This window comes from Gluconacetobacter brunescens (assembly GCF_048695475.1).
Taxonomy (GTDB): Bacteria; Pseudomonadota; Alphaproteobacteria; order Acetobacterales; family Acetobacteraceae; genus Gluconacetobacter.
In genome coordinates this window covers 818,994-845,746 of the sequence record NZ_JBLHEN010000002.1, presented here as the reverse complement: position 1 = coordinate 845,746, position 26,753 = coordinate 818,994, and the positions used below count along the sequence as shown (strand labels likewise).

27 protein-coding genes are annotated in these 26,753 nt (G+C 60.9%); 7 read left to right on the top strand and 20 right to left on the bottom strand.

Translation table 11 applies throughout. From position 1 onward, the window contains the following. The 7 genes from motA to flhA all read right to left on the bottom strand — a co-directional run bounded on the left by motA (position 1) and on the right by flhA (position 9,087). A complete protein-coding gene (gene motA / locus ACMAUO_RS16160; RefSeq protein WP_420357950.1) occupies positions 1-882 on the bottom strand; it encodes a flagellar motor stator protein MotA in 882 nt (293 codons plus the stop codon). A gap of 128 nt (positions 883-1,010) precedes the next feature. Further along, positions 1,011-2,102: a flagellar motor protein MotB gene (locus ACMAUO_RS16155; RefSeq protein ID WP_420357949.1), complete on the bottom strand. Its 1,092-nt coding sequence runs from the start codon at positions 2,100-2,102 to the stop codon at positions 1,011-1,013. A 17-nt stretch (positions 2,103-2,119) separates the two neighbouring features. Then, entirely contained in the window at positions 2,120-2,884 is a 765-nt protein-coding gene (locus ACMAUO_RS16150) for a hypothetical protein (protein ID WP_420357948.1), read from the bottom strand. 164 nt (positions 2,885-3,048) lie between these two features. Then, entirely contained in the window at positions 3,049-3,474 is a 426-nt protein-coding gene (locus ACMAUO_RS16145; RefSeq protein WP_420357947.1) for a flagellar export protein FliJ, read from the bottom strand. Further along, on the bottom strand, positions 3,471-4,862 hold the full coding sequence (gene fliI / locus ACMAUO_RS16140; RefSeq protein WP_420358302.1) for a flagellar protein export ATPase FliI: 1,392 nt from the start codon (positions 4,860-4,862) through the stop codon (positions 3,471-3,473). Before fliI ends, ACMAUO_RS16145 begins: the two co-directional genes overlap by 4 nt. Before the next feature lie 203 nt (positions 4,863-5,065). Beyond that, entirely contained in the window at positions 5,066-6,811 is a 1,746-nt protein-coding gene (locus ACMAUO_RS16135) for a DUF1217 domain-containing protein (protein ID WP_420357946.1), read from the bottom strand. Between the two features lie 200 nt (positions 6,812-7,011). After that, positions 7,012-9,087, bottom strand: coding sequence for a flagellar biosynthesis protein FlhA (gene flhA / locus ACMAUO_RS16130; RefSeq protein WP_420358301.1), 2,076 nt, complete (start codon positions 9,085-9,087; stop codon positions 7,012-7,014). A gap of 266 nt (positions 9,088-9,353) precedes the next feature. Here flhA and ACMAUO_RS16125 point away from each other — a divergent pair, with 266 nt between their 5' ends. Continuing rightward, on the top strand, positions 9,354-11,087 hold the full coding sequence (locus ACMAUO_RS16125; RefSeq protein WP_420357945.1) for a tetratricopeptide repeat protein: 1,734 nt from the start codon (positions 9,354-9,356) through the stop codon (positions 11,085-11,087). Between the two features lie 58 nt (positions 11,088-11,145). Here the strand turns inward: ACMAUO_RS16125 and ACMAUO_RS16120 are convergent, their stop codons facing one another. Further along, positions 11,146-12,033 (bottom strand): transglycosylase SLT domain-containing protein, encoded by an 888-nt coding sequence (locus tag ACMAUO_RS16120; protein ID WP_420357944.1) that lies wholly within the window; start codon positions 12,031-12,033, stop codon positions 11,146-11,148. A 477-nt stretch (positions 12,034-12,510) separates the two neighbouring features. Here ACMAUO_RS16120 and ACMAUO_RS16115 point away from each other — a divergent pair, with 477 nt between their 5' ends. The 4 genes from ACMAUO_RS16115 to ACMAUO_RS16100 all read left to right on the top strand — a co-directional run bounded on the left by ACMAUO_RS16115 (position 12,511) and on the right by ACMAUO_RS16100 (position 14,966). Next, positions 12,511-13,548 (top strand): flagellar basal body P-ring protein FlgI, encoded by a 1,038-nt coding sequence (locus ACMAUO_RS16115; protein WP_420358300.1) that lies wholly within the window; start codon positions 12,511-12,513, stop codon positions 13,546-13,548. Positions 13,549-13,554: 6 nt separating this feature from the next. Then, positions 13,555-13,902: a rod-binding protein gene (locus tag ACMAUO_RS16110; RefSeq protein WP_420357943.1), complete on the top strand. Its 348-nt coding sequence runs from the start codon at positions 13,555-13,557 to the stop codon at positions 13,900-13,902. A gap of 59 nt (positions 13,903-13,961) precedes the next feature. Then, positions 13,962-14,330, top strand: coding sequence for a hypothetical protein (locus ACMAUO_RS16105; protein ID WP_420357942.1), 369 nt, complete (start codon positions 13,962-13,964; stop codon positions 14,328-14,330). A 144-nt stretch (positions 14,331-14,474) separates the two neighbouring features. After that, positions 14,475-14,966, top strand: a complete 492-nt coding sequence (locus ACMAUO_RS16100; protein ID WP_420357941.1) for a hypothetical protein — start codon at positions 14,475-14,477, stop codon at positions 14,964-14,966. A 12-nt stretch (positions 14,967-14,978) separates the two neighbouring features. Here ACMAUO_RS16100 and ACMAUO_RS16095 read toward each other — a convergent pair whose 3' ends face one another. The 8 genes from ACMAUO_RS16095 to fliE form a co-directional block, all read right to left on the bottom strand. Beyond that, positions 14,979-15,749, bottom strand: a complete 771-nt coding sequence (locus tag ACMAUO_RS16095; RefSeq protein ID WP_420357940.1) for a DUF6468 domain-containing protein — start codon at positions 15,747-15,749, stop codon at positions 14,979-14,981. 80 nt (positions 15,750-15,829) lie between these two features. Continuing rightward, positions 15,830-16,981, bottom strand: coding sequence for a flagellar motor switch protein FliM (gene fliM / locus ACMAUO_RS16090; protein WP_420357939.1), 1,152 nt, complete (start codon positions 16,979-16,981; stop codon positions 15,830-15,832). 58 nt (positions 16,982-17,039) lie between these two features. Beyond that, on the bottom strand, positions 17,040-17,576 hold the full coding sequence (locus ACMAUO_RS16085) for a flagellar basal body-associated FliL family protein (RefSeq protein WP_420357938.1): 537 nt from the start codon (positions 17,574-17,576) through the stop codon (positions 17,040-17,042). Between the two features lie 435 nt (positions 17,577-18,011). Further along, positions 18,012-19,355 carry a flagellar hook protein FlgE gene (locus ACMAUO_RS16080; RefSeq protein ID WP_420357937.1) on the bottom strand — a complete coding sequence of 448 codons (1,344 nt, stop codon included), beginning with the start codon at positions 19,353-19,355 and terminating at the stop codon, positions 18,012-18,014. 288 nt (positions 19,356-19,643) lie between these two features. Then, positions 19,644-20,729 (bottom strand): EscU/YscU/HrcU family type III secretion system export apparatus switch protein, encoded by a 1,086-nt coding sequence (locus tag ACMAUO_RS16075; protein WP_420357936.1) that lies wholly within the window; start codon positions 20,727-20,729, stop codon positions 19,644-19,646. Positions 20,730-20,861: 132 nt separating this feature from the next. Next, entirely contained in the window at positions 20,862-21,635 is a 774-nt protein-coding gene (locus ACMAUO_RS16070; RefSeq protein WP_420357935.1) for a flagellar biosynthetic protein FliR, read from the bottom strand. A gap of 73 nt (positions 21,636-21,708) precedes the next feature. After that, positions 21,709-21,984, bottom strand: coding sequence for a flagellar biosynthetic protein FliQ (locus tag ACMAUO_RS16065; protein ID WP_114726411.1), 276 nt, complete (start codon positions 21,982-21,984; stop codon positions 21,709-21,711). Between the two features lie 9 nt (positions 21,985-21,993). After that, positions 21,994-22,326, bottom strand: a complete 333-nt coding sequence (fliE, locus tag ACMAUO_RS16060; RefSeq protein WP_420357934.1) for a flagellar hook-basal body complex protein FliE — start codon at positions 22,324-22,326, stop codon at positions 21,994-21,996. Positions 22,327-22,564: 238 nt separating this feature from the next. On the opposite strand from fliE, the gene ACMAUO_RS16055 reads away from it, so the two are divergent. Further along, complete coding sequence (locus ACMAUO_RS16055; RefSeq protein WP_420357933.1) at positions 22,565-23,338, top strand: hypothetical protein; 774 nt, start codon at positions 22,565-22,567, stop codon at positions 23,336-23,338. A 176-nt stretch (positions 23,339-23,514) separates the two neighbouring features. Here the strand turns inward: ACMAUO_RS16055 and ACMAUO_RS16050 are convergent, their stop codons facing one another. Beyond that, positions 23,515-24,510: a flagellin N-terminal helical domain-containing protein gene (locus tag ACMAUO_RS16050; RefSeq protein WP_420357932.1), complete on the bottom strand. Its 996-nt coding sequence runs from the start codon at positions 24,508-24,510 to the stop codon at positions 23,515-23,517. Positions 24,511-24,740: 230 nt separating this feature from the next. On the opposite strand from ACMAUO_RS16050, the gene ACMAUO_RS16045 reads away from it, so the two are divergent. After that, a complete protein-coding gene (locus ACMAUO_RS16045) occupies positions 24,741-25,139 on the top strand; it encodes a flagellar biosynthesis regulator FlaF (RefSeq protein WP_420357931.1) in 399 nt (132 codons plus the stop codon). 251 nt (positions 25,140-25,390) lie between these two features. Here the strand turns inward: ACMAUO_RS16045 and ACMAUO_RS16040 are convergent, their stop codons facing one another. The 3 genes from ACMAUO_RS16040 to ACMAUO_RS16030 are packed head-to-tail and all read right to left on the bottom strand — an operon-like array spanning position 25,391 to position 26,752. Beyond that, on the bottom strand, positions 25,391-25,771 hold the full coding sequence (locus ACMAUO_RS16040) for a DUF8776 family protein (RefSeq protein WP_420357930.1): 381 nt from the start codon (positions 25,769-25,771) through the stop codon (positions 25,391-25,393). Between the two features lie 34 nt (positions 25,772-25,805). Further along, complete coding sequence (locus ACMAUO_RS16035; protein WP_420357929.1) at positions 25,806-26,366, bottom strand: chemotaxis protein CheD; 561 nt, start codon at positions 26,364-26,366, stop codon at positions 25,806-25,808. Further along, positions 26,363-26,752 carry a response regulator gene (locus tag ACMAUO_RS16030; RefSeq protein WP_420357928.1) on the bottom strand — a complete coding sequence of 130 codons (390 nt, stop codon included), beginning with the start codon at positions 26,750-26,752 and terminating at the stop codon, positions 26,363-26,365. The genes ACMAUO_RS16035 and ACMAUO_RS16030 overlap by 4 nt, the downstream gene beginning before the upstream one ends. Position 26,753 lies beyond the last annotated feature (1 nt).

The following is a 26,753-nucleotide window of genomic DNA, read 5'->3' as shown; positions in this document are numbered from 1 at the left end:
TCAGGCCGCGGCAGCCATGGCGGGCTGCGACACGGATAATGCCGTATCGAGTTCAGTAAACGAAGGCATAAAAGCGGGCGGAATATCCTTGCGCCCGATTTCGGCACTGACCTGGGGTGGATTGCCTTGAAGATGTGCGACGAAGACAATCCGGATGATGTCCTGATAACGGCCATCCTGGGTTATCACATCCCGCATCCGGGCGGCCAGGGGCGCCACGACGCCGTAAGACAGCAGCACGCCGAGAAACGTGCCGACGAGGGCGCCGGCGATCATTTCACCCAGAACGGCTGGCGGCTTGCTGATCGAGGACATTGTCTTGATGACGCCCAGGACCGCGGCCACGATGCCCAGCGCCGGCAGGGCATCTGCTATGCTCCCCAGGCATTCGGCGGTATGCAGCTTCGCCGTCAGGTTCTTTTTCAGCTCGCGCGCCATGACTTCGTCAAGCTGGTAGGCATCCTCCATATTGAGGCTGATCAGCCGTAGATAGTCGCAGATCAGGTTGCGGGTTTCGAGATCGTCGCGGATAGCAGGCGATTGGGCGAAAATGCTGCTTTCGGCCGGATTTTCGACATGCTCTTCAAGCGCCATGTTCCCCTTCGCATGGGCCAGGCGCATGAACCGGAACAGCGTGAGCAGGAGTTCGGTATAGGCCGCCTTGTCGTAACGGGGGCCCTTCAACGTCAATCTCAGGTCGGGGAGAAGTTTTTTGAGCGCGCCGGCCGAATTCGACATCACGAAGATGCCGGTCGCTGCGCCCATGATGGTCAGCATCTCGAACGGCATCGAGGCGAGCAGAGGGGCCAGGACACCTCCGGAGGCTACGAACGAGCCGAAGACGCAAAGCAGCGCAAAGACGAGGCCCCCGATGAAGAGCATTGAGTTGTCTCCGTTTCACCCAGATATGCCGGCCGGCGCGCGCCGGTCGCGGTGGTATGCAGTTTCTCGATCGCAGGCTGCCGGACCGACGTCTTTGGTGCCTGCTTCGATATCGTGGCGCAGGGGCGTTATTCCGGCTGTGCCGCTCCGGATGTCTGCTGATTCATGCCTGTGCCTTCAGGGCCGGGCGCTGCCGCGCCGGGACTGTTCGACAGGGGAAGGACGGGCGGGGCTGCACCGCCATACATCTTGTGCATGACAATCACGACCCTTCTGTTGGCCGCGGCCGAAGGGGTCGCGGGAACGGCCAGGGACCGATCGGCTCTTCCGGATACGTCGAGGATATTGGTGTCGGGATAGCCGGCCTTGACCAGTGCCTCCCGGGCGTAATCCGCCCGCAGCGCGGAAAGGGTCCAGTTGGACATGCTCCAGTTCTTGCCGGGGCGGTACGTGTCGGAATCGGTATAGCCGATGATGGAAATGCGTTCCGGCATCGGGGCGAGCCATCTGGCGATTTCGGCCAGCATCTGTCGGCCCTTGCTGTTGGGTGCCGGCGATCCGGAATCGAACATCGGCGTATTGCTGGCATCCCGAAGCTCGATCCGGATGTCGTTCCGACCGAAACTGACCGCCATGTTGGGGGTGGCGTCGTGAAGGGCCGGGTCTTTCTGGATTGCCTGCTGAAGGTTGGAGGCCATCTGCTCGATCTTGCCCTGTTCGGCGGCCGCATCGTCGGCGCTGACATAGGCCGTGTGCTGGGCGCCGCCGCTGTCCGGTCCGCCAATCGGGACGACACTAGGTGGGCGTGGGACGAATGCTGTCCTGATTCCGTAGGTGATGTCGTCGGGAGCGCCGCCCTCTATGGATGTGATGGGGCCTTGTCCTGCGCCGAGCTTCCTGGGGGCCGGCGCATTCGCAGTCGTATCGTTCTTGATCGTCTGCAGCGATTTTCCCGACGTGAGCGGAGAGGGAGAGGCATCGAGCACGCCATCCGTCGGCGGCACGATGGTCTTGCTGTCCGCCATGGGATTGAAGAATTGGGCGATGCCCCTGCGTTGCTCGTCCGTTGTCGCGTTGAGAAGCCACATGACCAGAAAGAACGCCATCATCGCCGTCATGAAGTCGGCATAAGCGATTTTCCACGCCCCGCCGTGATGGCCCTGCGTGTCGGATTCTTCGCTGCGCCTGATGATGACGGGGGGTTTGGTGTTTTTGGCCATGTGGAGCTACCGTGACCTTACAGGGCCTTGTGATGGACCATGCCGACGCGGCGGGACGGATCTCCGCGAAAGGCCGCGCGCCCGGCATGCGTCAGGGAAATGGAGGTGTCGAGCCAGACTTCGCCACCGAGTTCGCGCCAGCGCCGGCAGAAAGTGAAATCCTCGCTCAGATAGGTGCCGGTTTCCGGATCGATGCTGGCATCGAACAGGGCATGAGCCAGACCGTCGTCTCCGCTGCCCGCGGTGTCGATCCGGCGGTAGGCGGTTTCGGGGTAATGCTTGATCATGCGGGCGATCGCCTTCCGGCTGATCATCATGAAGCCCGTGCCGGCGTAATGTGTCCGAATCAGCGGCCCTTTTTCCCAGGTCTCGTGCATGGCATCGGTCTCGCCGACATAGCGCAGGGAGGCCGAATCCTGAGCTTCGCCGCGCAGGATATTTTCCTGGGTACCTTTATCCCAGAACCGATCCTTGATCGGATACATGCCTGCGATCAGGTCCTTGTCGGCCGCGAGGAGGCGTGCCGGCGCTTCCGCGGGGAAGCCGATATCGGCGTCGATGAAAAGGAGATGCGAGGCGTCGGACCGCGTGAAGAACTGATGCACCAGGGTGTTGCGCGCCCGGCTGATCATCGCGTCGTCGCCGAGCAGGGAGAGAGTCATCGGAGTCCGCATCACGCCGGTGCAGGCGATAATGGATTCCATGTATTCCTGCGTTACCAGACCGCCGAAACAAGGCGTCGCAATGAATAATTTTGCGGTCTGTTGTTCTGTCTGTTCCATGCGCTTTCCTGGTCGCTCACGTCCATGGGGATGATCGGATCGTATCAGGCACGGTCACGCGCCGACCCCGATAATAGCGATAGCCGGGGCATTGCACTTACTCAAGGATGAAACAGGATAAAAACGACGATCGTCTTGCCGGATTGATACATGAACATTGGAAGTCAACCTGGCATCATGCGCTCCCGTCGTGACAGATCGTCGATTTCGGCCATTTCCCGCCGGGTGCGGATCTCTTTTTCCTCTTCCATTCGCCGATCGAGGATCGAGGTTGCCGCCTTTAGGGCCGCGTTGGCCTGCATGAGGGTTGCGCGCGCCTGGTCCGATGCCTGACTGGCGATGTGCAGGGCGTTTTCGGCACGTTCGACCGCTTGCTGCCCGAAGGGCAGCCAGCGACGGAAATCGTCCATCGACACGTGCTCGGACATGGCTGCCTGCCGTTCGCTTTCGATCGTCGCCCGGCAGCTTTCCAACCGGGCGCGTGCCGTATGTTCGCTGGCCAGTGCCTCGGCCATGGTGGCCTTTGCCTGGTCGACCTTCGTTTTGTGAAGGCGGATCAGGGAGCGTAATGCGCGTGTGCGGGCATTCATCGCGATGTGCGGGACGCCGAGAGCGCGCCGCGTAGGGCATCGAAGCTTGCGGCGATCGTAGCCCTTTCCTGACGCGACTGCTTCAGGATGTCCTCGATGACGGGCGCGACGTGAATGGCCTTGTCGGTGACCGGATCATTTCCCGCCCGATAGGCGCCCAGGCGAACCATGTCCTGGATATCTTCCCAGGTTGAAAGATCGGTTCGGGCCTCCTGGACCAGGGCGTTTTCCTCCACGCTGTTGCAGCCGGGAACGGTGCGCGAGAGAGAGCGGAGGACATTGACGGCCGGATATCGCCCGGCTTCGGCGATCCGCCGCTCCAGCACGACATGCCCGTCGAGAATACCGCGTACCGCGTCGGCGACCGGTTCGTTGTGGTCGTCGCCTTCGACCAGCACCGAGAACATGGCCGTGATCTGGCCGGCCTTGCCGTCCGGCCCGGCGAGACCCGGGCCCGCGCGTTCCAGCAGGCGCGGCAGTTCCGCGAAGACGCTGGGTGGATATCCCCGGGTTGCGGGAGGTTCGCCGGATGACAGGCCGATTTCACGCAGGGCCTGGCAAAAGCGGGTGACGCTGTCCATGAGCAGCAGCACCGATTTGCCCTGGTCCCTGAAATATTCCGCCACTGCCATGGCTGAATAGGCGGCTTCCCGGCGCATGAGGGGGGAGGTGTCGGAGGTGGCGACCACGACGACCGATTTGGCCAGCCCTTCCGGACCCAGATCGTCTTCCACGAACTCCCGGACTTCCCGGCCGCGTTCGCCGACAAGCGCGATCACCGCCACGTCGCAGTCGGTATTGCGCGCCAGCATGCCCATCAGGGTGGATTTTCCCACACCGGAGCCGGCGAACAGGCCGAGTCTCTGGCCCTCGCGGCAAGTCGTGAACAGGTTGAGCACCCGGACGCCCAGATCGATGCGCGGCCCCAGGCGTGCCCGCAGGCCGGCTTCGGGGGGAGGGGCGTGCAGCCGGCAGGGTTCCCCGCCCGGGGGAAGCGGGCCCTTGCCGTCAACGGGGCGCCCCATCGGGTCGATGACACGTCCCTGCCACTGCGGATTGACGGCCAGCGTGCCGCCCGCCCGGCGCCTTCTCTGCTCCTGATCATAGAGCCGGAATGTCGCACGGCAGCCGGACCCTATGCCCGCCAGTGACCCGAACGGCATGGCGATGGCCGTATCCCCCCGGAAGGCGACGATTTCCGCATCTGTCTCACGCCCGTCCAGTCCGATAATGCTGACCCGGTCTCCAATGCCGGTGAAGTCGCGCATGCCGCTGAGGGAGACGGACAGGCCGGTCAGTCCGGTCACGCGCCCTTCCAGCACGCCCACGGGAACATCGTGAAAGGGACCGGCCACGGCCTTGCGGAGCGCATCCAGGGTGCGGGCCATCGCGCTGGTGAGCGCATCGTCCTGCGATGCTCTCTCGGTTCCGCTGTTCGTTTCGGCAGGCTGCATGCCGCGCTCATCCTGTCAGGCAGGTTGCGCCTGCGTGGATTGTCAGGCCTGGAGATCGTCTGGTTGGAGGCGGTTTCAGTAACGGCACGTTCGGTGCGCCTGCAACGGCCTTCTTGAAATATGTCAGAAACAGGATTTCAGCTCGAAGATGACGTGTTGACGCCAAACAGCGCGGCGATACCCTCGGCACTCGAACCGCCTCCGTACAGGTCCATCATGGTGACTGGCTTGTCCGGCGTCTGTGGATTGACCTGGAGCATGGCCAGATAGCGTTCGGCATATTGCTGGATCTGCTTCGGGGTCGAGAGTTTGCTGAAATCCACCTTGTCCTTCAGCAGCCGGACCTGTTCGTCGTAATCCAGGGTTCCGAATGTCGAGGGATCATAGCCTGCGACCGTTTCCGCGACTTTAAGCAGGGTAGAATCGGACATCAACTGGGCCAGGGTGGTGACTCCGCTCATCTTGCGCGTGAAATAGAGCGCGTTGCCGACCCCGTTATTCTGCATGTCGTCACTGTTCTCGTACTGGCTCAGTTCGAACTGTGAGACGGCAGTGTTGATATTGACCCCGGTTACGGTGCTGGCAACCGTGCTGTCGCTTGTCAGGGTCGAATCCTGGGTCAGCGGCGACGTCGAGAGATTCGGAGGCTGGACATTGACGGTGTAGGTGACGCCGTTCACCTTCGCCTGTAGGGCGGGAATATCGTGCGAATACTGGCCGTTGACCTGCATCACATTGCCCGTGCTGTCGAACGCGGTCGTAAAGGTCGTGCTGGTGACCTGCGTGCCGTAAGGATCGATGATATAGGCCTGCCAGGTGGAGGGCGAGGATGTGTCCTGCACCCACTTGACGGACAGGGTGGTTCGATTGGCGGCGCTGGTGCCGTTCGCATCGTCTGATGCCTCGTTCGGGTCGAACGGTGCCGTGACGTAGGTCTGGTTCGTTCCCGACGTGGTGCCCAGGGTAATGGAGGGAAGGGTCAGGGTGGTGCTGGAGTCCGCCGAGGACGTCAGGCTGACGACCTGGCTCGTGCTGGCGGTGCTGGTGAAGGAACTCTCCGGAGCCATGGTAACGCCGCTCGTTCCGCCCGGCGCTCCGAGATCCAGGTCGACGGATTGCTGCGTCGTGGTTCCATCGGACTGCAGAATGTCCAGGGTGATCGGCAATGCGACGGTGCCCGCGTCGTTCGTTGCCACCGCCTTGCCGGTCGACGTGTCGGTGGCTGATGCCAGGGTGCCGTCTTTATTGAAGACGACCTGATAGGCGTTCGTATCGACCGTTGCATTGCCGTCGGCATCATAGGCGCTGACGGTCCAGGACAGGGGATTGCTGGAATCCTGGGTCCATTTGAGGGCCACCTGGTGGGCGTCCGAATTCGCGTCGTAGGTCGTGACGGGCGCCGTGGTGTAGGTCTGGCCTGTTGCGCTGGCGGAAGGAAGGATTGCACTGACCGATATGGTCTTCGTCGCCGTATAGGTCGTGCTGAGCACGTCGGAGGTCGCGTCGGTGAGGAAGGGCGACACCGTGGATGTGCCCTTGTTCTGCCCCCAGGTCTTGAAGGCATCGGCGAAGGCCAGCCATGTCGCGTTGCCGGACGATTTGGCGAGGGATGTGGAGGATGTCGGGTCCTGCGTCAGCAGGTCCTTGATGACCGCCGTCTGGCCGGAAAGGGAACTGAGGCCGTAAGCGCCGAGCACCACCTGCAGGACCGAATAATTTTTCAGCAGGCCGTCGGCAGATGTAATGGATGCGGCGTCCTTCTCGAATTCAGCGACCTCGCGCTTGGTTGTGCTGTCGGTCTTCGCATAGGTTTCCGCTGCCGTCGTCTCGTTCTTGATGGCGGAAATATATGTCGCAATCGGAGAGACGCTCGAGATGGACATCAGCGCGATCCTTCATATCCTGCCATGACGCGGAAGACGCGACTATGATTTTGCTGCAGCAGTATAGAACCTTCCGGTGGCCATGACCATAGGGTCATTCTTCCGGAAGTAGAAAAGATGATGCATCGGGTGGATGGATTATCTCTTTAACCTGCGCTTCAATAGAAATGGAGCGGCCTTATGGCCTGTTCTTCCGGATTTCAGGTGATTGTTGCGATCGTCTTGATGCGGGCGCGTGGGTATATTTCAGATTGCGAGAGAACCGACACGCTTGGCCGGACACGCTCCACGATTGACCGCATGGAGTCGCGGACCGGCGTCGAGACGACGATGACGGGCACCTCGCCACTGGACGAGAGGGTATTGAAGACATCGCGCAGTCGCGTGACGAAACGATTCAGCAGCGAAGGCGGCATGGCCAGGCGCCGCTCCTCGCCCTGTCCCGTGATGTGGTTCATGAACTCCGCTTCCCATTCCGGAGACAGCGTGACCATCGGAATATAGCCGCCCGGACCTTCCAGCGTGCTGCAGATCTGCCGGGACAGGCGGACGCGCACATGGTTGGTCAGGTTCTGTATGCCGCGCAGGCCGAGGCCGCTACCTTCCTGGATGCTCTCCAGAATGGTCGGAAGGTCGCGGATCGAAATGCGTTCGGCCAGCAGCGATTGCAGGACGCGCTGCACGGTGCTCAGGGTCACCTGGGATGGGATCAGATCGTTGACGAGCTTCTGCTGTTCGCGGGGCAGGTCGTCGAGCAGCGACTGGGTGGCGACATAGGTCAGGAGGTCGGGCAGGTTCTGTCGGACCAGTTCGCTGAGATGGGTCACGACGACGCTGGCGGGATCGACCACGGTGCATTTCAAGGCGATGGCCTTGGTCTTCAGGGACGGGTCGATCCATACCGCCGGCAGGCCGAATGCCGGCTCGATCGCCTTGTCGCCGGCCAGGGGCGGCGTGCCGCCGGACGGGCTCATGGCCATGAGCTTGCCGGGCTTCGCCTCGCCCGATCCGAGTTCGATCTCCTTGAGCTTGATGACGTATTTCTCGGATGGAAGCAGGATGTTGTCCTGTATCCGGATCGGTGGCGTCACGAAGCCCATTTCGGTCGCGATCGCCCGGCGCAGTGCCTTGATCTGCTCGGTCAGCTGGGAATTCTCGCCGCTTGTCAGCGGCAGCAGGCCGAAGCCGAGTTCGAGGCGTAGCAGATCCAGCTTGAGCACATCGGAGATTGGTGTCGCCGCCGGGGCGGGCGCGGTTTCGGTAACGTCGCCGTCACTGTCCGTCGTGGGGGTCTTGTGGCGCCACCAGGCCCCTGCACCGGCCAGAGCGGCGATGGTAAGGAAGGGAAAAGCCGGCAAGCCGGGCAGCAGGGCGAAGCAGGCCGACAGGACCGCGGCCATGGCCAGCGGCTTGGGATTGCCGCCCAACTGACGGACCAGCGTGACGTCGGCGGAGCCATCGGTTCCGCCCTTCGTGACGACGATGCCGGCGGCGGTGGACACCAGAAGGGCGGGAATCTGCGAGACGAGGCCATCGCCCACGGTCAGCGTGGTGAAGGTATTGGCGGCTTCGTTCACGGGCATGCCGTGGCGCAGCACGCCGATGGCCAGGCCGCCGACGATATTGATGCCCGTGATGATGATCGCGGCGATCGCATCGCCGCGCACGAACTTGGCGGCGCCGTCCATGGCGCCGTAGAATGAGCTTTCCTCTTCCAGTTCCTTGCGTTTCAGGCGGGCAGTCCGGTCGTTGATCGCGCCGGAGGCCAGTTCGGCGTCGATCGCCATCTGCTTGCCCGGCATGGCGTCGAGAAAGAAGCGCGCCGCGACCTCGGCGATGCGGCCCGAGCCTTTGGTGATGACCATGAAGTTCACCACCAGCAGGATGCAGAACACGATCCCGCCGATGACGACATCCCCACCCATCAGGAAGCCGCCGAATGCGGCCACCACATGGCCGGCGGCATAAGTGCCTTCATTGCCGTGGCTGAGGATCAGGCGTGTGGTCGCGATTTCGAGTGCCAGTCGCAGGAGCGTGGTCAGCAGGAGGAGTGTGGGAAACGAGGTGAACTCGACCGGCTTCTCAAGAAACAGCGACACCATGAGAACCAGTGCCGAGGCGGTGATCGACAGCGACAGCCCCATATCGAGGATGAAGGTCGGCAGTGGGACGATGAGAATGGACAGGAGCAGCAGGACGCCGAGCGCGAGGCCGATATCCGTGCCGGGGACCAGGGAGCGCCAGGAGAAGGTATTCAGGTTGCCGCCGCGCAGCAGGCTGGTTGCGGAGGCGATGCCGCGCGAAAGCGATGGGAACTTGCCGCGCGCGGCGGTTCCGTCAGTCAGCTTGCCATTGCCGGGCCCGGCGACCGTGCTGCCATTGGCGGGGTCCAAGATGCCACATTTCCTTTCGCGTGCCGGTCATGATCATAACGATATCTGGTGATGGTCTCCCGTGGTGGGGAATCCAGGGCGACCATATTCTGCGAGATATACCGTACAGGCCCGGTTTCTGGGGGCGATAAGTACCGTTATAGTCGGTTTTGAGCAAGGCGCGAAAAGGGTGGTTGCGCGGAATATGGACACTTCCGGCCAATCCAACGGAAGGGATGTGGCGGGTTGATCTTTGGGCGGTTCGAGGATCGATTCATGGTCGTGAGGCAGAATGCGGGGCGTGGTGTATGGCTCCCGGACGAGGTGAGGCGGGATTCGTGACGGAAATTGAAACGAAGGTGGGCCCGGAGGCCGGAATGGGCGAGGCCGCACAGTCCGTGGATGTCGCGCTCCTGAAGGAAAGCCTGCTGCAATCGCCGACGGCGGCCCATCTGATCGAGGTGAGCGATACGTTGGGGAAGAAAGGGCAGTTCATCGACATCATCCGCCTGGTGCTGGAAGTGACATCGCTGCATATGGATGACGGGCAGTTGAGCCTGGCCGGTGCGACGGTGATCCTGCGGTACAGTTCCCGCTATGAGATTGTCGAAACATTGGTGCGCAATACTGTGCGGGTCGATCCGGACAATGTCGCTGCGCAGGCGTTTCTGGCGCATGTCCGAGTGGTTGGCGGCGATGTCGCCGGTGGGTGCGCCCTGTTCGCCGGCATGATGGAACGCTATCCGGAGAAGCGCGCGAACATATGTGAATTCATATCGATGTCGCTCCTTGAAGCCGGATATCCGGGGGAGGCGCTGAAGGTCCTGCAAGCTCATCTCATGAGCGGGGATGTGACTGCGGCGCTTCTGAACAATATCGGATGTGCTCTGGAGCGTCTCAATCGGTCCTCCGAAGCTCTTCCCTGGTATGAAAGAGCCTTGGCGCTTGAACCGTCGCCCGACCTCAGATTCGGTTATGCCTGCACGTTGCTGAAGGCAGGGAGGTTGGCGGATGGATGGCAAATTTATTCCCAGCGGGACCTGATTGTCATGGACAAGTCGGCATGGTACCTGACGCTGCCGCGTCTGGGGCCGGGCGATGACGTATCAGGACGAAAGGTTCTGCTGTTCGATGAACAGGGGTTCGGCGATACCATTCAGTTCATCCGCGGCGTCCCTTATCTGCTGGAAAGGGGGGCGGAGGTGACCGTCGTCGTGCCCCCGACGCTCGTTCGTTTGCTGTCCTTGTCTTTTCCTGGCGTGTGCGTCCGCGACAAGTGGAGCTTCGGCCAGGAGGATGGCTACAGCTATGCTGCCCCAATTCCGGATCTTCCTTATATCTGCGGCGTGATGTCGGTGCGGGATATTCCGGCTGCCATTCCCTATCTGCGTGCCGATGAGGGGGATGTCGCGCGGTTTGCTGCCCTTTTGCCCGACAGGCGGCCGCGAGTCGGGCTGGTCTGGGCGGGCGAACGGCGGGTGCAATCCGAGTATGAGCTGGCGGACAAGCGTCGTTCGACCACGCTGGCTGATATGGGAGCGGCCCTGACTCCGGTGGAAGCCACGCTGGTCAATCTGCAGTTTGGTGGGCCGCGCGCGGAAATCGAGGCATGGCACGGTCAGAAACTGTTCGACCCGATGGGCGATGTGCGTGACATGGCCGATACGGCCGCGATCATGAAAAATCTTGATCTGGTCATTTCCGTCGATACGGCGCCGCTGCATCTTGCCGGAGCCCTGGGCTGCCCCGTGTGGCTGATCAGCCGTTGGGATGCCTGCTGGCGATGGGGCGATGAAGGAAGCGGCTCGCCCTGGTACCCAAACATGCGCGTGTTCCGGGCGAGGGAACGGTCGTTCGCGCCTGTATTGCAGGAGGTCGGACGGGCTTTGCGCAACTGGCTGTAATGCGGTGCCCGTTCCGGCGGGCGAATGTTTCGCGAGAGACTGTCCGCCATATCGGGCGTCAGCCCGTGGGGCGTGCCATCATGACGGGGTTGGCGCGGTAGGATGCCAGGGTGCGCCCCCGCATGCCTCCGGTGGTCGGGCGATGGATCGTGGGCTGGGTGAAATGCGCAAATCCCTGGAACGGGTGAAAGACCTTGGCCGGCGCCGGTGGAGCGCTGCCGTCGGTCTCGGGCTGTGCGTCGGCCGTCAGGATCGGCTGTATCGTTTTGGGCGCGTTGGGCGCGGCTGGATGCAGAGAAGTTGGCGTGATGGGGGATATCATGTGGACGTTCTGGCGCGCTGGTGCGCGAGCATCCCGTCCGTCCTGCGGGATCGCCCAGGCTTCCAGAACCTTCCACTGGTAGGGGGTGCCGATGCCCGGTGTCTGGGAATGGTACGCGGCGGCGGCGCGCGGCCAGCTTCCCGTCTTGTCATACATCTGGAGCAGGAACCGGCCGGCGTAGAGCGTGTTGGTCACCGGGTCGAATGCCTGGTCGAGGGAGGCGAAGGCATCCGGATGCTGTTGCAAATTGACCTGCATGCAGCCGACGTCGATCGACTGGATACCTTGCTGACGAAAGGCTTCCACGGCCGCGACGGCTTCGGTGCGTGTTGAATAATAATGGCCGATTCCTGCTGCCGTGATTGTCCATGGCCATGCGGAAATGGTGCCGTCCGGGCCGGGCTTGCCGCTTTCGACCCGGCTCATGGCATTGAGAAAACCGTCGGGAACATGCAGGGCCCGTTCCGCTTGCGCTGTCGCCGTGATGCAAAGTGATGCTTCGGGCGGTCGGGCGAATGTGGCACGTGCCGGCAGGAGCAGGGCGAGGACGGTCAGTGTCGTCCGACATGCGGGGTGTTGCGGAGCGTGGTAGCGGATGGCCGGTGTCGGGGCTGGACCTGTCACAGGCCGTCTCTCCCTGTATCGTGGGCCGTTCGGTCCTGCATGGGAGGGGCGAGGTCGCCGCGCCGGCGTTCTGAACGGGTCTATCGAACTTTGAGGTATGGGCAGTCGTCCGGCTTTACCTCATTTCCATGATGGTCCACAACCGGACGGAAGACGAAGGGCCCAGGCGGACTGTCCTTCCCATTTCGCGTCGCTGGACCATTGAATGTGATGGTCCCGCAGCGTATTCTCCAAACCTGCCATGGTCACTTCGCGGAATGCCATGGGCCGAAGTGTAAAAGGTGACCAGTGTCTATGAGGACTTGCCTCAGGGCGGCCAGCCTCTATCGCAACCATTTCGGTCGCGGCGATGGAACGGGTGCCGCGTTTTTCAGTCGGAAGAACAGGCAAGGGCTCCGTTTCCGGCGGATCGTGGCTTTGGTTTCGGCCGCGTTTCTCCTGATCGGGCTGATTCCGTTTCCGCAGGCCAAGGCCGCGATGGTCCGGGTGAAGGATATCGTCGATTATGAAGGCGTGCGTGACAACCAGCTTGTCGGGTATGGTCTGGTCGTGGGACTTCGCGGCACGGGCGATCGCCTGACCAATACCATTTTCACGCGCGAAACGCTGATCAGCATGCTGAACCGCCTCGGCGTGAATATTCGTGACCGCGAAGTGCAGCTTCAGACGCATGACGTGGCCGCCGTCATGGTGACCGCGACCCTGCCGCCTTTTTCGCACGGGGGTGGACGGATCGATGTGACGGTTTCCGCCGTCGGTGATGCGCGCGACCTCGCCGGCGGGACCTTGCTGGTCACGCCGCTTCAGGCTGCGGATGGCGAGGTTTACGCCGTCGCCCAGGGGTCGCTGGTGACGAATGCATTCGCGGCTAGCGGAGCCGGCGGCGGCATGACGCAGAATATTCCGACCAGCGGCCATATCGCCAATGGCGCGGTGGTGGAACGCGAGGTGCCGGTCAATCTGGGAGCGGGCGGGATTATCCATCTTTCCCTGCGGAATGCCAATTTTACGACCGCGAACAGAATTGTCGATGCGATCAACCGCTCTATCGGGCGGGGCATGGCACGGGTTGACGACCCGCGTACCATTGCCATCGACCTGTCCGGGCGCAATGTGGCGACAACCCTGTATCGCATCGGCGACCTGAGCGTCGAACCAGATACGATGGCCAAGGTGATCGTCGATGAAGCCAGCGGAACGATCGTCATGGGCGACAATGTGCGCATCAGCACCGTCGCCATCGCCCAGGGAAATCTAACGATCCAGGTTACGGAGATGCCTGTAGCATCCCAGCCTGGCCCGTTCTCCAATGGAACGACCGCTATTCTGCCGCGGACGCAGATCTCGGCGAATACGGGTAGTTCCAACCGGCTGGGGATATTGCGCGAAGGACCGACTCTTGCCAGTCTGGTCTCGGGCATGAACGCCCTGGGCATGGGGCCGCGGGATATGATCGGTATCCTTCAGGCCATCAAGGCCGATGGTGCGCTCCAGGCCGATCTTGAAGTAAGGTAGCGAGGCATGAGTGGTGTAGGCAGTGTCGCGTCTTCGCTGTCCGCGATGGGCCAGCAGCAGGTTGCGACCGGGCAGTCGGACCAGGATACGGCCCGCACGGAACAGGCCCGCAAGGCGGCCGTCTCGTTTGAAAGCGTGACCATCGGCGAATTGTTGCAGCCCATGTTCGATACGGTGGATACGTCCAAGGGCATGTTCGGGGGCGGTGCGGCCGAGAAGCAGTTCCGCTCGCTTCAGGTTCTGGAAATTGGCAAGCAGATTGCCAATAACGGTGGTATCGGCATTGCCGACAGTGTCTATCGCCAGATCCTGGCCATGCAGGAACAGGCGCAACAGGAGCAGAGCCAGTCATGAGCCGCGCGCCAGCCGGAATGGCGGCGTCCGTTCTGGCAAGCTTCCAGACGGTCTGCGCCGTGCTTGAGACCGAGAACGATCTGCTGAAAGCGGGCAGGCTGCGAGAGGTCGTGGACATGCTTCCGGCGAAGCAAAGAGAAATGGACGCTCTGGAGAACATCCTGGCGATGGATCCAGCCGATTCGTTGCCACCCGACCAGCGACATAGTCTGAGGACGTCGGAAATCGAAGAAGCGGCTGGCCGCTTCGGTGCATTGGTGCGTGCCAACCGGACATTGCTGAAAAATGCGATCGACGCGCAGAATGTCCTGATCCGGCTGATCGTGGTGGATGCGACGCAGGATGCGGGCATCGGTTACGGGGCTTCGGGTCAATATATGTCGAACCCGGACGCCCAGGCGGCACTGACATTGCGCAGCGATGTCTGATACCGGCTGTTTGTTCTTTTCCCTCTGCCGCCCGAATGTGTCCGGACGGCATGCCGTACAGACTGAAGAATCCTCTGCTGCCTGGTATGCCTGGACGAAAGGGGTTTGAATGTTCGGTTTCCCGATATCCGGAAAAGAGAATTCATGAACCTGAGACGTCATTTCGCGGCTCCGCTGCCTGATATCCGGCGGTATGCAATGCGGATGGGTGCAGTGGCCCTGGCGTCCGCCGGGCTTGCGGGCTGCCTGTCTCCGGCCAAGCCGTATCTGGATATGGGGCGCCGTCTGGCGGAAGCCGGTTTTGTCGCGCATAAGGCGGACACGACAGCACGCTACGCCATGATGAATACGCTTCCGCCCGGCGAGGTCACGTATCGGCCATCCACGGTCGGGCCGGTGTATCTCTATGCCGATCCGATCGGCTGTGGCTGTGTGTATATGGGGTCGGCGACAGCCTACAGCTATTATGTCTCGTCGGTTTCCGCAGGCAAGAAATCAGCTCCCGCTCCCTCGGCGATCCCTGCGATGGCGGCCGAAAACAGGCGCGATACCGCGTCGTGGGACTGGAGCGCGTGGTCGCCCAATGCCGATCCCGGGCCCAGCCAGCCCCGGCATGTCATCGGTGGATACTGGTAGGGCAGGGACTCTCTACCGGGAGGGCCGGCCGAGAAAGGTGTTCTCCAGCCTTTTCATCTGGTGATTTTTTTGACGGTAAGAGGTTGAAGCCCGGCTTTTGGTATTCTTCGGCCCGTCATTTTCTCTTTCCGGAGCCGATGTTGCACTACGCTGCGTCGGTGGGAGACTTGGGCTGGGGGCTGGACTTTCCTCGCGAGTTGCCCTGAGCGCCACATTATCAGCCGAAGGCTTGGCGATTGTCGGCGTCGTGTTTCGAGGGGACGCTGTCTCGTCCTGCCTCTTGGATTGCTGGGGCGGCCTGGATTCGCGACCGTTTTCCTGCGGGTCTGCCGGAGCTACCATGGCAATCCTTTGGTCCGTACCCTCGGATGCAGGCTGGCTTTGTGCTTCCTCATTCTGCTTCAGCTCGATTTCGGACGCTTTTTCGAGCAGGTGTTCAAGTTTCTTCTCATGCGGGGAGGCCTTGATCGTCGCCTTCTCCAGACGGCCCGCCGTTGCGTCAGCCTTCTCGACCATGGTGTCGAGTTCGGTGCCTGTTACCTTGGCCAACTCGATCATGCGGCTGAGTGGGCGGCCGCTGACCTCCCCGGCCACGCGCAATTTCTCCACGCCCTCTTCCGCGCTTTTCACGCTGGCTTCGAGCTTTTCGACCAGGCCCATCAGGCTTTCGCGGTCGTGCTTCAGATTGGAGAGAACCCGACTGAGATAAAAGCTGTAGATAATCCCCAGAAGCAGGAAGAACGATAAAACGATCTCGATGATCAACTGGATCTGAGTCAGCATCTGCCAGATGTCTCCAGTCTGGCCCGGTTGTGAAGCGACGGGCGGATAATGAGAGAAGGAATCGGGATGGTCCTGTTTTCTTATTCGCCTGATGCGGGCGGCGGGGTCGTGTGGGGATGGGGACTGTCGGGCGGCACCAGCCGCCGTTCGATTTTCACCGCTGCCTTGCCGTGCAACTGGCCAAGCCTTCCCACGAAAAGGGAGGTCTGTCCGCATTGCAGCGTGACATGGATCTCGGTGTCCTTCCTGTAGGGAAACGCGATCTGGGTGCCGGGGCGCAGGTTGAGGACCTCGGAAAGGGAGACGAGCTTTTCCTCGAATACGGCAGATACTTCAACGTCGGTTTCGAGAATCTCAGAAATCAGGTGGTTTTCCCAGATTGAATCGCGGCCGAACCGTTCGCCCATGAATTGCTGCGACAGGCGGTCACGCACCGGTTCCAGGGTCGCATAGGGAATGATGAGATCCAGATTGCCGCTCTTGTCCTCCATGTCGATATGCAGCTTTGTCATCACCACGGCGTTGGATGCGCGGGCGATGGCAGCGAAACGGGAACTGACCTCGAGCCGCTCGAAGGTGAGATCGATGGTGCAGACAGGATTGAACGCCGCCGAAAGGTCGTTGAGGGTCAACGTGATCAGTTTTTCGATCAGGGACCGTTCGATCGCGGTATGCGGTCGGCCTTCGGTCCCGGCGTGACCCACGCCGCGGGGGCCGCCCATCAGAATATCGATAATGGAATAGGACAATGCGGAGTCGACGACGACAAGCCCGTAATTCTCCCACTGGACGGCCTTGAAAACCGCGAACAGGGACGATGACGGCACAGTGTTCATATAGTCGCCGAAACACATGGAGCGCGTGTTCTCCATGGTGATTTCGACGTTGTCGTTCGTGAAATTACGCAATGTGGATGACAGGAGCCTGACGAGCCGGTCCAGCACGATTTCCAGCATCGGGAGGCGCTCGTACGCCACGAAGCCGGCCTTGATGACACGTTCCATCCCGGTCTCTTCCCGGTCGGGAAGTCCGGCAAATGTATTGCCCAGAAGGCTGTCGATTTCAGACTGATCCAGCACGTGGCTGCTGATCATGCTGTTTTCGAAGCCTGTGGACGCATCTTCTCGCGTGGTGTGGCCCGCGTTCGACCCGTGGCTTGACGTTTCGTGCGGCGCGCCGACGCTGGCCTCATCGGGCTTGGCGGCGTCCGGCGTGTCGTTTACATCCTGCATATTGTCTTCGCCACGGTTTGATCTGTACTCTGTTTGAACATCAAGTAAAGCATTCCGATTACTGAATCAGGAATTCAACCAGATACAGATTCGTGACCTGCAAGGGCGTCAGTTCCGCCCTGAGACGACGGATCATCGCCTCGCGCAGCCGGTATATGCCATCGCCCCGGATATCCTGCGGGCGTGTCTCGTGGAGGTATGTCTGAAATATGTCCTGTACTTGGGGGATCATGTTCTGGAGCGAGGCTTCGTCCCGTGCGCCCGAGATTTCGACCTTGGCCGTCAATTTCACATAGACCGGTCGGCCGTCGCCGTTGTCGAGATTGGACACGATCGACGGGATGCCCAGAATGATCGGCGGATGCAACATCTGGCTCGCACGGTTTGCCACCCCGCTCTGGACCGAATGAAGCAGAGGGCCTTTCTTGACGAATACGGTGCCGCCAGCGCCGATAGCGAGAACGATAGCCGCCAGACCGATGAAGAGAAATATCTTCCTGGAACGACGGGGTTTCACTTCCGCAGCGATGGATTGCCGCCTCTCGTCCCCGGCAGAGGACTCCGGTGCGCCGCCGCCGGTTATAGTCTCGCTCATATGCAGGTGGCTCCCAGAGGGTGGATAAACGATTTGCTAACAGTGTAGCTACTGGCGGGAGCATGCTCAATGGGACGGCGAGAGCGTTTGTGACGATAGGAGAGGATGGCCACCATTACAACGGGCCGGGCTGATCGGTTTGGCGTGATATTTCTATGAGAGTGTGAACTGCCAGAGACGGCCGCCGATCCGTTTTCGTGCGATTATGTGGCATGGATGAAACATGCGGTCGATCGGTGTGTTTCCATCGGCGTCGGACGATGTGTCTGGCCTGGGAGCGAGATGAAAGGGACGCCACGCATCAACAGACAGACATGGCCTGCCTGAAATCATTCATCTGCTGTAAAGGGCGGGAAGCTAATGGTTGTCGTGCCTGACATGCCGTGTCGGCATGCTGGCTAGCCTGTGTCAGCCACAGGCCAGCCATTGCATCTGTTACTGCTTCATGGCGATTGTGGTCTGCAGCAACTGGTCTGCGGTCGTGACGATCTTGGTATTGGCGGAATAGGCTTCCTGCGCGACGATCAGAGCCGACAGATCGCTGGTGAGATCGGTCGTGGAGGATTCCACATACCCGACCGACAGCGTGCCTGTGGCGTTCTCCCCGACATTGCCGATCCTGGCGCTGCCGGATGATGCCGTGGCGGTGTAGGCCTGACCATCGACGGCGTTCAAGCCGTCGACATTGGCGAAATTCGCCAGCGCGATCTTGCCCACAAGCTGGGTATCGCCGTTGTCGAACGTCGCCATGACCGAACCGTCGCTCTGCATCGATATGCTTTGGAACGTGCCGCTCGTCACGCTGTCGCTGGCTAGTTTCGGATCACTCGCCGTTGTGCCAACCGTCATGCCAGTCGTGCCGCCGATGGTACCCAGGTTGACACTGACGCTTTGCGTGGTGCCATCCGGATATGTCACTGGCACCACAACGCTGGCTGCTGCACCTGTCAGGGTGGAGGTGACGTTTTGCGTGCCGTCGGTTACGGACGCTAGAGTGCCATCGCTATTAAAATTGACGGTATAGGTGCTGCTGGCGGGGGTCGTAGAAAAAGTTTTTCCGGCAGTGGTTCCAGTGACATTGGACCCAGATATGGTAACGGTAGCAGTATAGCCGTCGCCGCTGGCGGCTGCTGTCGGGGCGCTCCATTGAACGTTGATCGTACCCGAGTTATCGGAGGGTGCGGTCTGGTTGTATAGACCGTCATAGACAGTCGTTGTGGCGGGATCTGGTGTCGTGCCTTCAGCCAGGGTTCCGGTTGTCGTGATTGTAGTTGACTGCGTGGGGCGGAAGGCGACGTTCGCGACGTTGAGCGGCTGCACGGTGGTGCCGAGCGTTCCGCTCTCATCAACCTGATAGCCATCCAAGTAATAACCACTGGTGTTAACCAGATAGCCGGCCTTGTTTTCGTAAAATTCGCCGTTGCGGGTATAATACTGCGTGTTCTGGAACTGTGTCGCAGTGGCGGTGGACGCGCCGGTTTCCTTGGACACCACGAACAGGCCGCTGCCGGAAATCGACGTCGCCAGGCTGTCCGTGCTGCTGGACGCCGTGCCCTGTGAGTCCACGTGCTGGATCGTTACGGCAGAGACGGAATCTGAAATGTCGGACGACGCGGCGTTACCGACGAGCGAACCCGCCACGAAATCCTGGAATGCCGTCGTGGTCGCCTTGTAGCCGACCGTCTGGCTGTTGGCGATGTTGTTACTCAGATTCGTGAAGGCGGTCGACTGGGCGTTGATCCCGCTGACTGCCGTGGTAAGGGCGTTGAAAACTGACATGTGCCGTCCCTGCCTTGTGCGCGCAGTTATCTGTTCCGCCCACCGTCAGGCAGGAAAACCTTGACCCGATCATGGCTCAGACCATTTCTGGCATGACGTCATCTCGGATCAGCGATCTTACGGACACGGAATGGTGGCTGAAACATTCCCTGCGCAGCAGCTGTGCCTTTCTGGCACCTGAGTAGCATGCACAGCGTGAAATACAAGGATTTCCTGTATCGTTTTTATGGGCAGCGATACGGGAAAAGTGTTACGGAATTGTTTCCTGCCGCCGGCCTTAACGGTCTTTTATTGCCTTGGCGCGCGTGAACCGGGCGTCTTGAGTTTCATGACGTAGGCGATGATCGCGGCGACGGGCTGGAAATATTCCGGTGGTATTTCGGAATCCACCGGCAGGGCGTAGAGCGCGCGGGCCACGGGCGGATTGGAGACGATCGGGACTTTTGAGTCCTCGGCCGCCTCGCGGATTCGGGCGGCCACCTCGTCCGCGCCCTTGGCGACGATTTTCGGTGCCGCGTCCGTGCCGTTGTCATAGGAAAGTGCCACGGCATAATGGGTCGGGTTGGTGACGATGACCGTGGCTTTCCTGACGGCCTGGATCATCATCTGCCGGGCGCGCCGCATGCGGATCTGTTTCTGCTTGGCCTTGACCTTGGGGTCGCCGTCTTCCTGGCGTACTTCCTCCTTGATATCCTGATGGCTCATGCGCAGTTTCTGCAGCCGGTGATAGCGTGTCCATACTTCGTCGAGGAGGGCGATCGCGGCCTGGATCATCAGGATGATCAACGTGGCATACACGAACCATGAGATGAGTTCCGACGTCAGATGACGGAGAGTCCAGCGCTCGGCCTCGGGCGCTACGCGCAGGGTGCCTTTTGCCACTCCGTAGAGCACCGCGCCGAATACAACGAACTTGATCAGGCTTTTCAGCATTTCAACGACATTATTCATGCTGAATACGCGCTTGATCCCCGATAGAGGGGACAGGCGCCCGATATCGGGGACGAGGGCCTGAGGACGGAACAGCAGGCCCGTCTGAAGCATGCCGGACACGACGACAACCACTGCGCAAACGAGTGCCAGGGGCGCTGCCAGAAGGATACCTTCGCGCACCGCCTGCCGGAGGGCGAGGTAGAGTGCGCCGCCGTCCGGCGAGACAGTGTCGAAATGTTCCATCAGGCCGCGCATGTGGCGGAGAAACGTGTTGCCCGAGACGGCGGTCGTCATGGTGAAGACGGCCAGGAACGCGCCCAGGATCAGGAGCATCTGCGTTTCGCGGGAGTGCGCGACGTTGCCTTCCTCGCGCGCTTTCTGCAGCCGCTTTCCGGTCGGGGCCTGCGACTTGTCGTCGCTGCTTGATCCTTCTTCAGCCACGTGAGCCTATCCCCTTATGGTGCCGACATGCCGGACGGGCACATCCGGCCAAAAAAAGGGAGCACCGTGCTGTCGGTTATGTCCGAGGCTCCGGCGCACGGCACCGGGTGGATGGCGTCCAGGTCCGGCATATCAATGTGACGATGACGTTGCACTTATACCGGGTAATGCGGCAAGTAGATCGCTCATTCTTTCCTGCCAGCCGCCCGTCATGACCTGGATCAGCATGGCCAGCAGAAGGATGCCGCCCAACAATTGGGCTGGCATGGCAATGCCATAGACCTGGATGGACGGCATCAGGCGGTTCAGTACGCCCAGCATGGCCGGCCACAAGGTTCCGATGAGGACGAAGGGGGCGGCTAATTGCAGGGCCAGGACGAATGTCTGCGCCGTTGCGGCGACGATGCTCTTCGTCATGTCGCCGAGCATCGGCATGTGGCCGGGCGGAAACAGGTGGTATGAGCCTGTTACCGCGGCCAGGGGGAAGATGTACAGCCCGGTGGACAGGAAAATGACCGGAGTCAGCGTCGAGGCCATATGGCTGATGGCCGTGCTGGATGCCCCGAGTTCCGGGTCCGGCTGCAGGATACTGGCCAGGCCGGCGAGAACGGCGATGAACTGCATCGCGATAATCAGCGCCATGGAAATGAGCCGGGCCAGGAGCCCGATGAATGCGCCGCATAAAAGTTCGCCCGCGATGATGGCCAGTACCATGAACGGATGATGCATCGCGGACCCGGATACGGCCACCAGGTGGTCCTGCACGACCGGCAGAATGGTAAAGGTTACGACCAATGCGATTCCTGCCCGGACCACCATCGGAGACGTGGTTTCGCCAAGGCCGGGAGCCGTCATGACCATGGCGCTGACCCGGCACAGGGTCATCAGAAACATGGCGGCCAGCACGGGGATGGAACCGCCGGGAAAGAACAGATCCCCGGTCATTCCAGAATGGTCGCCGCCGACGTGCGGCCTGCCTTCACGAACCGCCCACCATGATCATCTGGTCGAAAATGGTGTGGGCATAGGTATGAAGCGTGGAATACATGAACGAGCCCGTCAGCATGAGGGCGGCTGTCGCGGCGATGAATTTCGGCACAAAGGATAAGGTTGCCTCGTTCACCTGGGTTACGGCCTGGAACAACGAAACCAGAATGCCGGCGCACAGGGACGATAAAAGGGACGGAGCCCCCATCTTGACCGCCACAAGCAGGGTCTGGCGCAGTATTTCGTGGATATCGACCGTATGCTGCATGAATACGACTTAGATCGACATCTTCATGACGTCCTGATAGGCCTGAACGATCCGGTCCCGGACGGTGGTGACGGTCTGAAGGGTCAGCTTGGCTTCTTCCACGGAGGTTGCGATGTCGGTCAGGTTGCCTTTTCCGGACAGGCCCTGTGCCGTCAGCGTCTCGGCGCTCTTGCCGGTCTGGACCGCGTTCTTGAGCGCGCCGTCCAGGACATTGCCGAAGCTGGATACGCTATCGGAAGAGGCGTCGCTCTGGGTGTCGTCGGTCGAAGGCTGCAGGGCCTTCTGTGTCTGCCCATAGGCGTTGAGCGCATCGAGGCTGCGGGTGGTGATGTCGCTGATCATCGTGTGCGTGCTGTGCCCCTTGCTGCCTGGCCGGAAGTCCCCAACAGGCTACTACGATTCATTGCCTAACCTAGTCTTGCCATAACGGCAAGAGCGCTGTTTTTTACCTTTAATTAAAACAACATGACTGACTGGAAACGCTTTTGACCGGACAGAATCGTTCGGGCTGGCCATCGGGGCAGTCGCCGGTCGGCGGATAAATTCGTCTCTGTCGGACGCTGTGCGGCTGATAGGGATCATGATAGAGGGTGTTTTCGCGCGCTTCAGCCATCATGGGGCGTCTGAGCCGTCGTGGCAGGGTGACAGAAGATCGCCCGGTCGTGTGTACGTGGAGTGCGGCGTTGATAGGTCATATAGAGTCGATATGCGACGTTCGGTGAACGTTGTCCGCGCCGGAACCGGCAGGGGACGATTGGCTTGCGCGACGGCGCTGGCTGCCTTGCTGGGTTTGGGTGGTTGCGGGGCAGCCATGGCCAGAGGCAGCAGCAATGGCGGTACGAACACGACCGCGCATATCGGAGATGACGGTCTTCATTGTCCGGCGGGGCCGGTGCATATCGCTGAAATCCAGGCGATCACGCGACAGAATGATACCGCGGATCCGAACCTGCCGCTCGGTGAGGCTTCGATCGAGATCTGCGCGACGGACGCCACCAAATTCACCGATGTCGTGACGCGCGGCGCGCCAGATAATGGCGCGGCGGGTGGTTCGGTGGGGCAGAAGACGGGCGTCGACGGAACGATGCAGATACGCGGCCGCACCGCGCAGATGGATGCAACGGTCTATGTTCCGCTTGCTGCGGCGGATATGGGGCAATGTGGCTCGCAGGACGATGGCCAACAGCAGGATGGTGCCGGTGGTGGCACATGCAGGCCGCATGGATTCGTGGCGAGCTTTGCCGGGACATGGGTGTTTTCGCCGGGAAAGTGGCAGAGCTTTCAGGCGGGAACGGATTCTTCGGGCAATCCGATTGTTCTGGCCGTCAGGATCCTGAACGGACCTGTGGAATGAGGATCTGACCTTGCGGGCGGACATACCGCAGGGGCGAATGATGCATATGCCGCCTCTGCTGATCATTGCCCTTCGGTAGCGGCTGTTTTCCAATCGGCTTCGACAAAGGGCAAAAAAAGTGCCCCCGGCAATCGCCGGGGGCACTGTCCATTTTACGCTGTGAGCGCAGGAATGGATTACTGGAACATCGAGAGGATGTTCTGCGACTGCGAGTTGGCGATCGTCAGCGACTTGATGGCCAGCTGCTGCTTGGTCTGCAGCGAGGTCAGCTTCGCGCTGGCGGCGGCCATGTCGGCGTCGGTCAGCGCGCCGATGCCGTTGGTCAGGTTGTCGGAGATCGTCGAGCCATAGGTGCTCATGTTCTTGATCATGTTGGTGTTGGCACCGAGCTCCGACGTGACGAAGGTCATCGCCTTGATCGCCGCCTGGACCTGGGTGATCATGTTGGCTACACCGGTTGCTCCGGTGTAGCTCGCGTTCGTGATGCCTTGACCCTGTGTTTCGAAGACGTTGGCCGTCGGATTGACGCCCGCCGTAGCGTCGCTGGAAACGGACAGGCCCAGGATGGCCGAAAGGGTCAGGCCAGTGGCAATGCCTGTTGCTGCGCCGGCAGCGCCGCCCGTTCCAACCCAATTGGCGATCGTTGAGGCGGCAAAGCCTGTAACAGTCGAGACATCGCCCTGCAGGCCCGTCACGTAATTGAGTGTATTGGTGGTCATCCCCTTGCCGTCGGATGTGGACCCGCCAGGGCTGGCGGCCAGCAGGTTCACACCGTTAAACGTCGCGTTGCGGGCAATGGTGTCGATCTGTGCGAGGTACTGGGTGATCTGCGTGCCGATCTGATCCAGTGAGGCGGGGCTGCCCAGGTTGTCGCCCAGCGAGGTCACGGCCTGCTGCACGGACTGCAGCACGCTGATGATCTGGTTGGCGGCGCTGGCCGTCGAGCTGACGGTCTGGGCGGCAAAGGACAGGCCGTCATTCACGGCGCTCTGGCCGGACACGTTGCCCTGCATCTGCTGAGCGATGCCGAAGGCGGCGGCGTTGTCGGCGGCGGTGGAAACCTTCAGGCCGGTCGAAACGACGTTCTGCGTGCTGCTCAGGTCGCCCTGGACGGCATTCAGCGTCTCGATGGCGATTTTCGAAGAGGCGTTGTTGTTAATGGACAGGCTCACGGCATTTTCTCCAAGCGGACTATCCTGGGGTAGACCAGGTCCAGGCCAGACAACCGGGAAATGGCTAAGAGAAGGTTACCAGCGTCGCTCGAAGAGAATTTTTCCTGCGAGATGCGCCTGGCCGGGATAGGGGAAATGCTCTGTTCGGGGAGATGGGCGGGATGGTCTTGGACTGCGGAGTAGGCTAGAATGATCGCTGTCCAGTATGACAAATTGCAGACGGTACGACGATGATTCATCCAGCACTTCGGGCTTACCAGACCGTGACGGAAACTTCCCTGACGGGGAGGGAGGCCGAAGCGGTCTGTTTCAGAATGCTTATCGATGAATTGGAAGCCGCCAGCCAGATTGCCGATTCGCAGGTTCGTAGCCGGGCACTGGACAGGCATCAGCGTCTGTGGTCGATGATTATGAAGGCCAATATTCTCGATAATGGTCTGGCGGTGGAGGAAGATCGGAGGCTTTTTGTCAGGCTGGCCGATCAGGCACAGAAATATGGCATCCAAGCCATCCTGGATCCGAAGATGCCTCTTACGCCCCTGATCGAGATCGCGGAAAATGTTCTCGCGGGTCTGGAGATGGTTCCGGAAGTGAATGAACGGGGGTCGGGTTCCGCTGCTCTGGCCTGAGTGCTGGAGGCGACCCGTCGGCTTCTATCGGGAAACAGATCCCCACGCCGATTTGTGCTGTGCGTTTCGGGTTGGAACAAGCGCCTGTCGGGGCAATGTGCGTCGGATCGCCGACGCTCGTATTTCGAGCCAGACTCGCGGAACTTCCCATAAGGAATGGGGGCGATCCGGGAACTGGCCAAGCTGCTTTCTGCGCGTCGTGCGGAAGGGAGCAAGGCAGGCTGTCATCGGCAGTTTTTTCAGGCAGTCTCCTAGAAAAGGTCTATTTCACCGGCTGCCGTGGTGTGATTTGGCGCGTCTTCGCCCTTCAGAACCTGCACGACATCGCCGAGTGTGATCCCCTCATACAGGCGGGCAACGTTGACGGTGTCCGTGATACCGGCCGGGGCGAGGGACATCAGGTTTTTGAGTACCGTCGCTGCGGAGGCGACTGTCTGCGTCGCCAGGTCCAGTTTTTGCAGGCGGCACATTTCCGAACTGGTCATGGACGTGTCGCGCATGCATTCCGCGACTGCCTGCTGGGCGCTCGTCAGTTCTTCGCCCGCCATGTCCAGAAGGCGCAGGACCTTGAAGACAGTGTCATGCACCGTGATTTCCACGGGGGATGCCCCTTGTGAGATGGTGGAATGCATGGTCATGGCTGTCTCTCTTTCCACGCTCAGGTGATCAGAACAGTTCAATGCTGGAACTGGCCTCGCGCACCCATCTGCGTTCGGCTTCGGCCTCTTGCCGGTTATAGGCCTCTTCCTGACGAACGATGGCCTGACCATCCTGGATCAGGTTCTGCTGGGCTTTGCCCGATGCCGGCCAGAATCGCACCCGCCTGGCCTGGGTGCCGCCGAGGCTCTGGGCGATGCAGGGGATGCCTTCATCGGCCAGATATTGGAGGACGAAGAGGCTGTTTTCATGCCCGATACGGCCCAGGGACGGGACGATCGCGGCCCCTCCGAAGGCCTTGCAGCGCAGGCGGTCGCGTTTGCCGCCCGCCTTGAGGATGCCGTTGATGAGCTTTTCCATGGCATTGACACCGAAACGCATGGCCGTGCCGTCATGGCTCTCGCCCCCACCGGGCAAGAGAAAATGATTCATGCCGCCGACCTGCGTCACCGGATCGAACATGCAGACCGAAATGCAGGACCCCAGAAGGGTCATGAGAAGGTCGGACGGATTGTCCGAAACGACGACTTCGCCTTGTACAACTATCGTGGGTGTCAATGCGTGGGTCACGTTATGGGTCCGAATACCTTCTCGAGCACTTCCCGCAGTTTCGCGACCGTGTAGGGCTTGGCGAGAAAATTGTTCACTCCCGCCTTGACGGCCTCCTGAACGAGGTCTCGGCTGGCTTCGCCGGTCAGGATGATGAAGGCGACCTTCTGGGTCTTGGGATTGCCGCGGACGGCACGAAGCAGTGCCAGCCCATCCATGACGGGCATGTTGAAGTCGGAAATGACGAGATGCGTCGGGTTCTGGGCAAGATACTCGACGGCTTCCTTGCCGTCCTTTCTCTGGGCGATATGGGCGAAACCGAGTTGCAACAGACTGTTGGCCAGAATCTGGCGAATGGAAGACTGGTCATCAACGATGAGGACCCTGATCTGTGAAGCCGCGGGCATT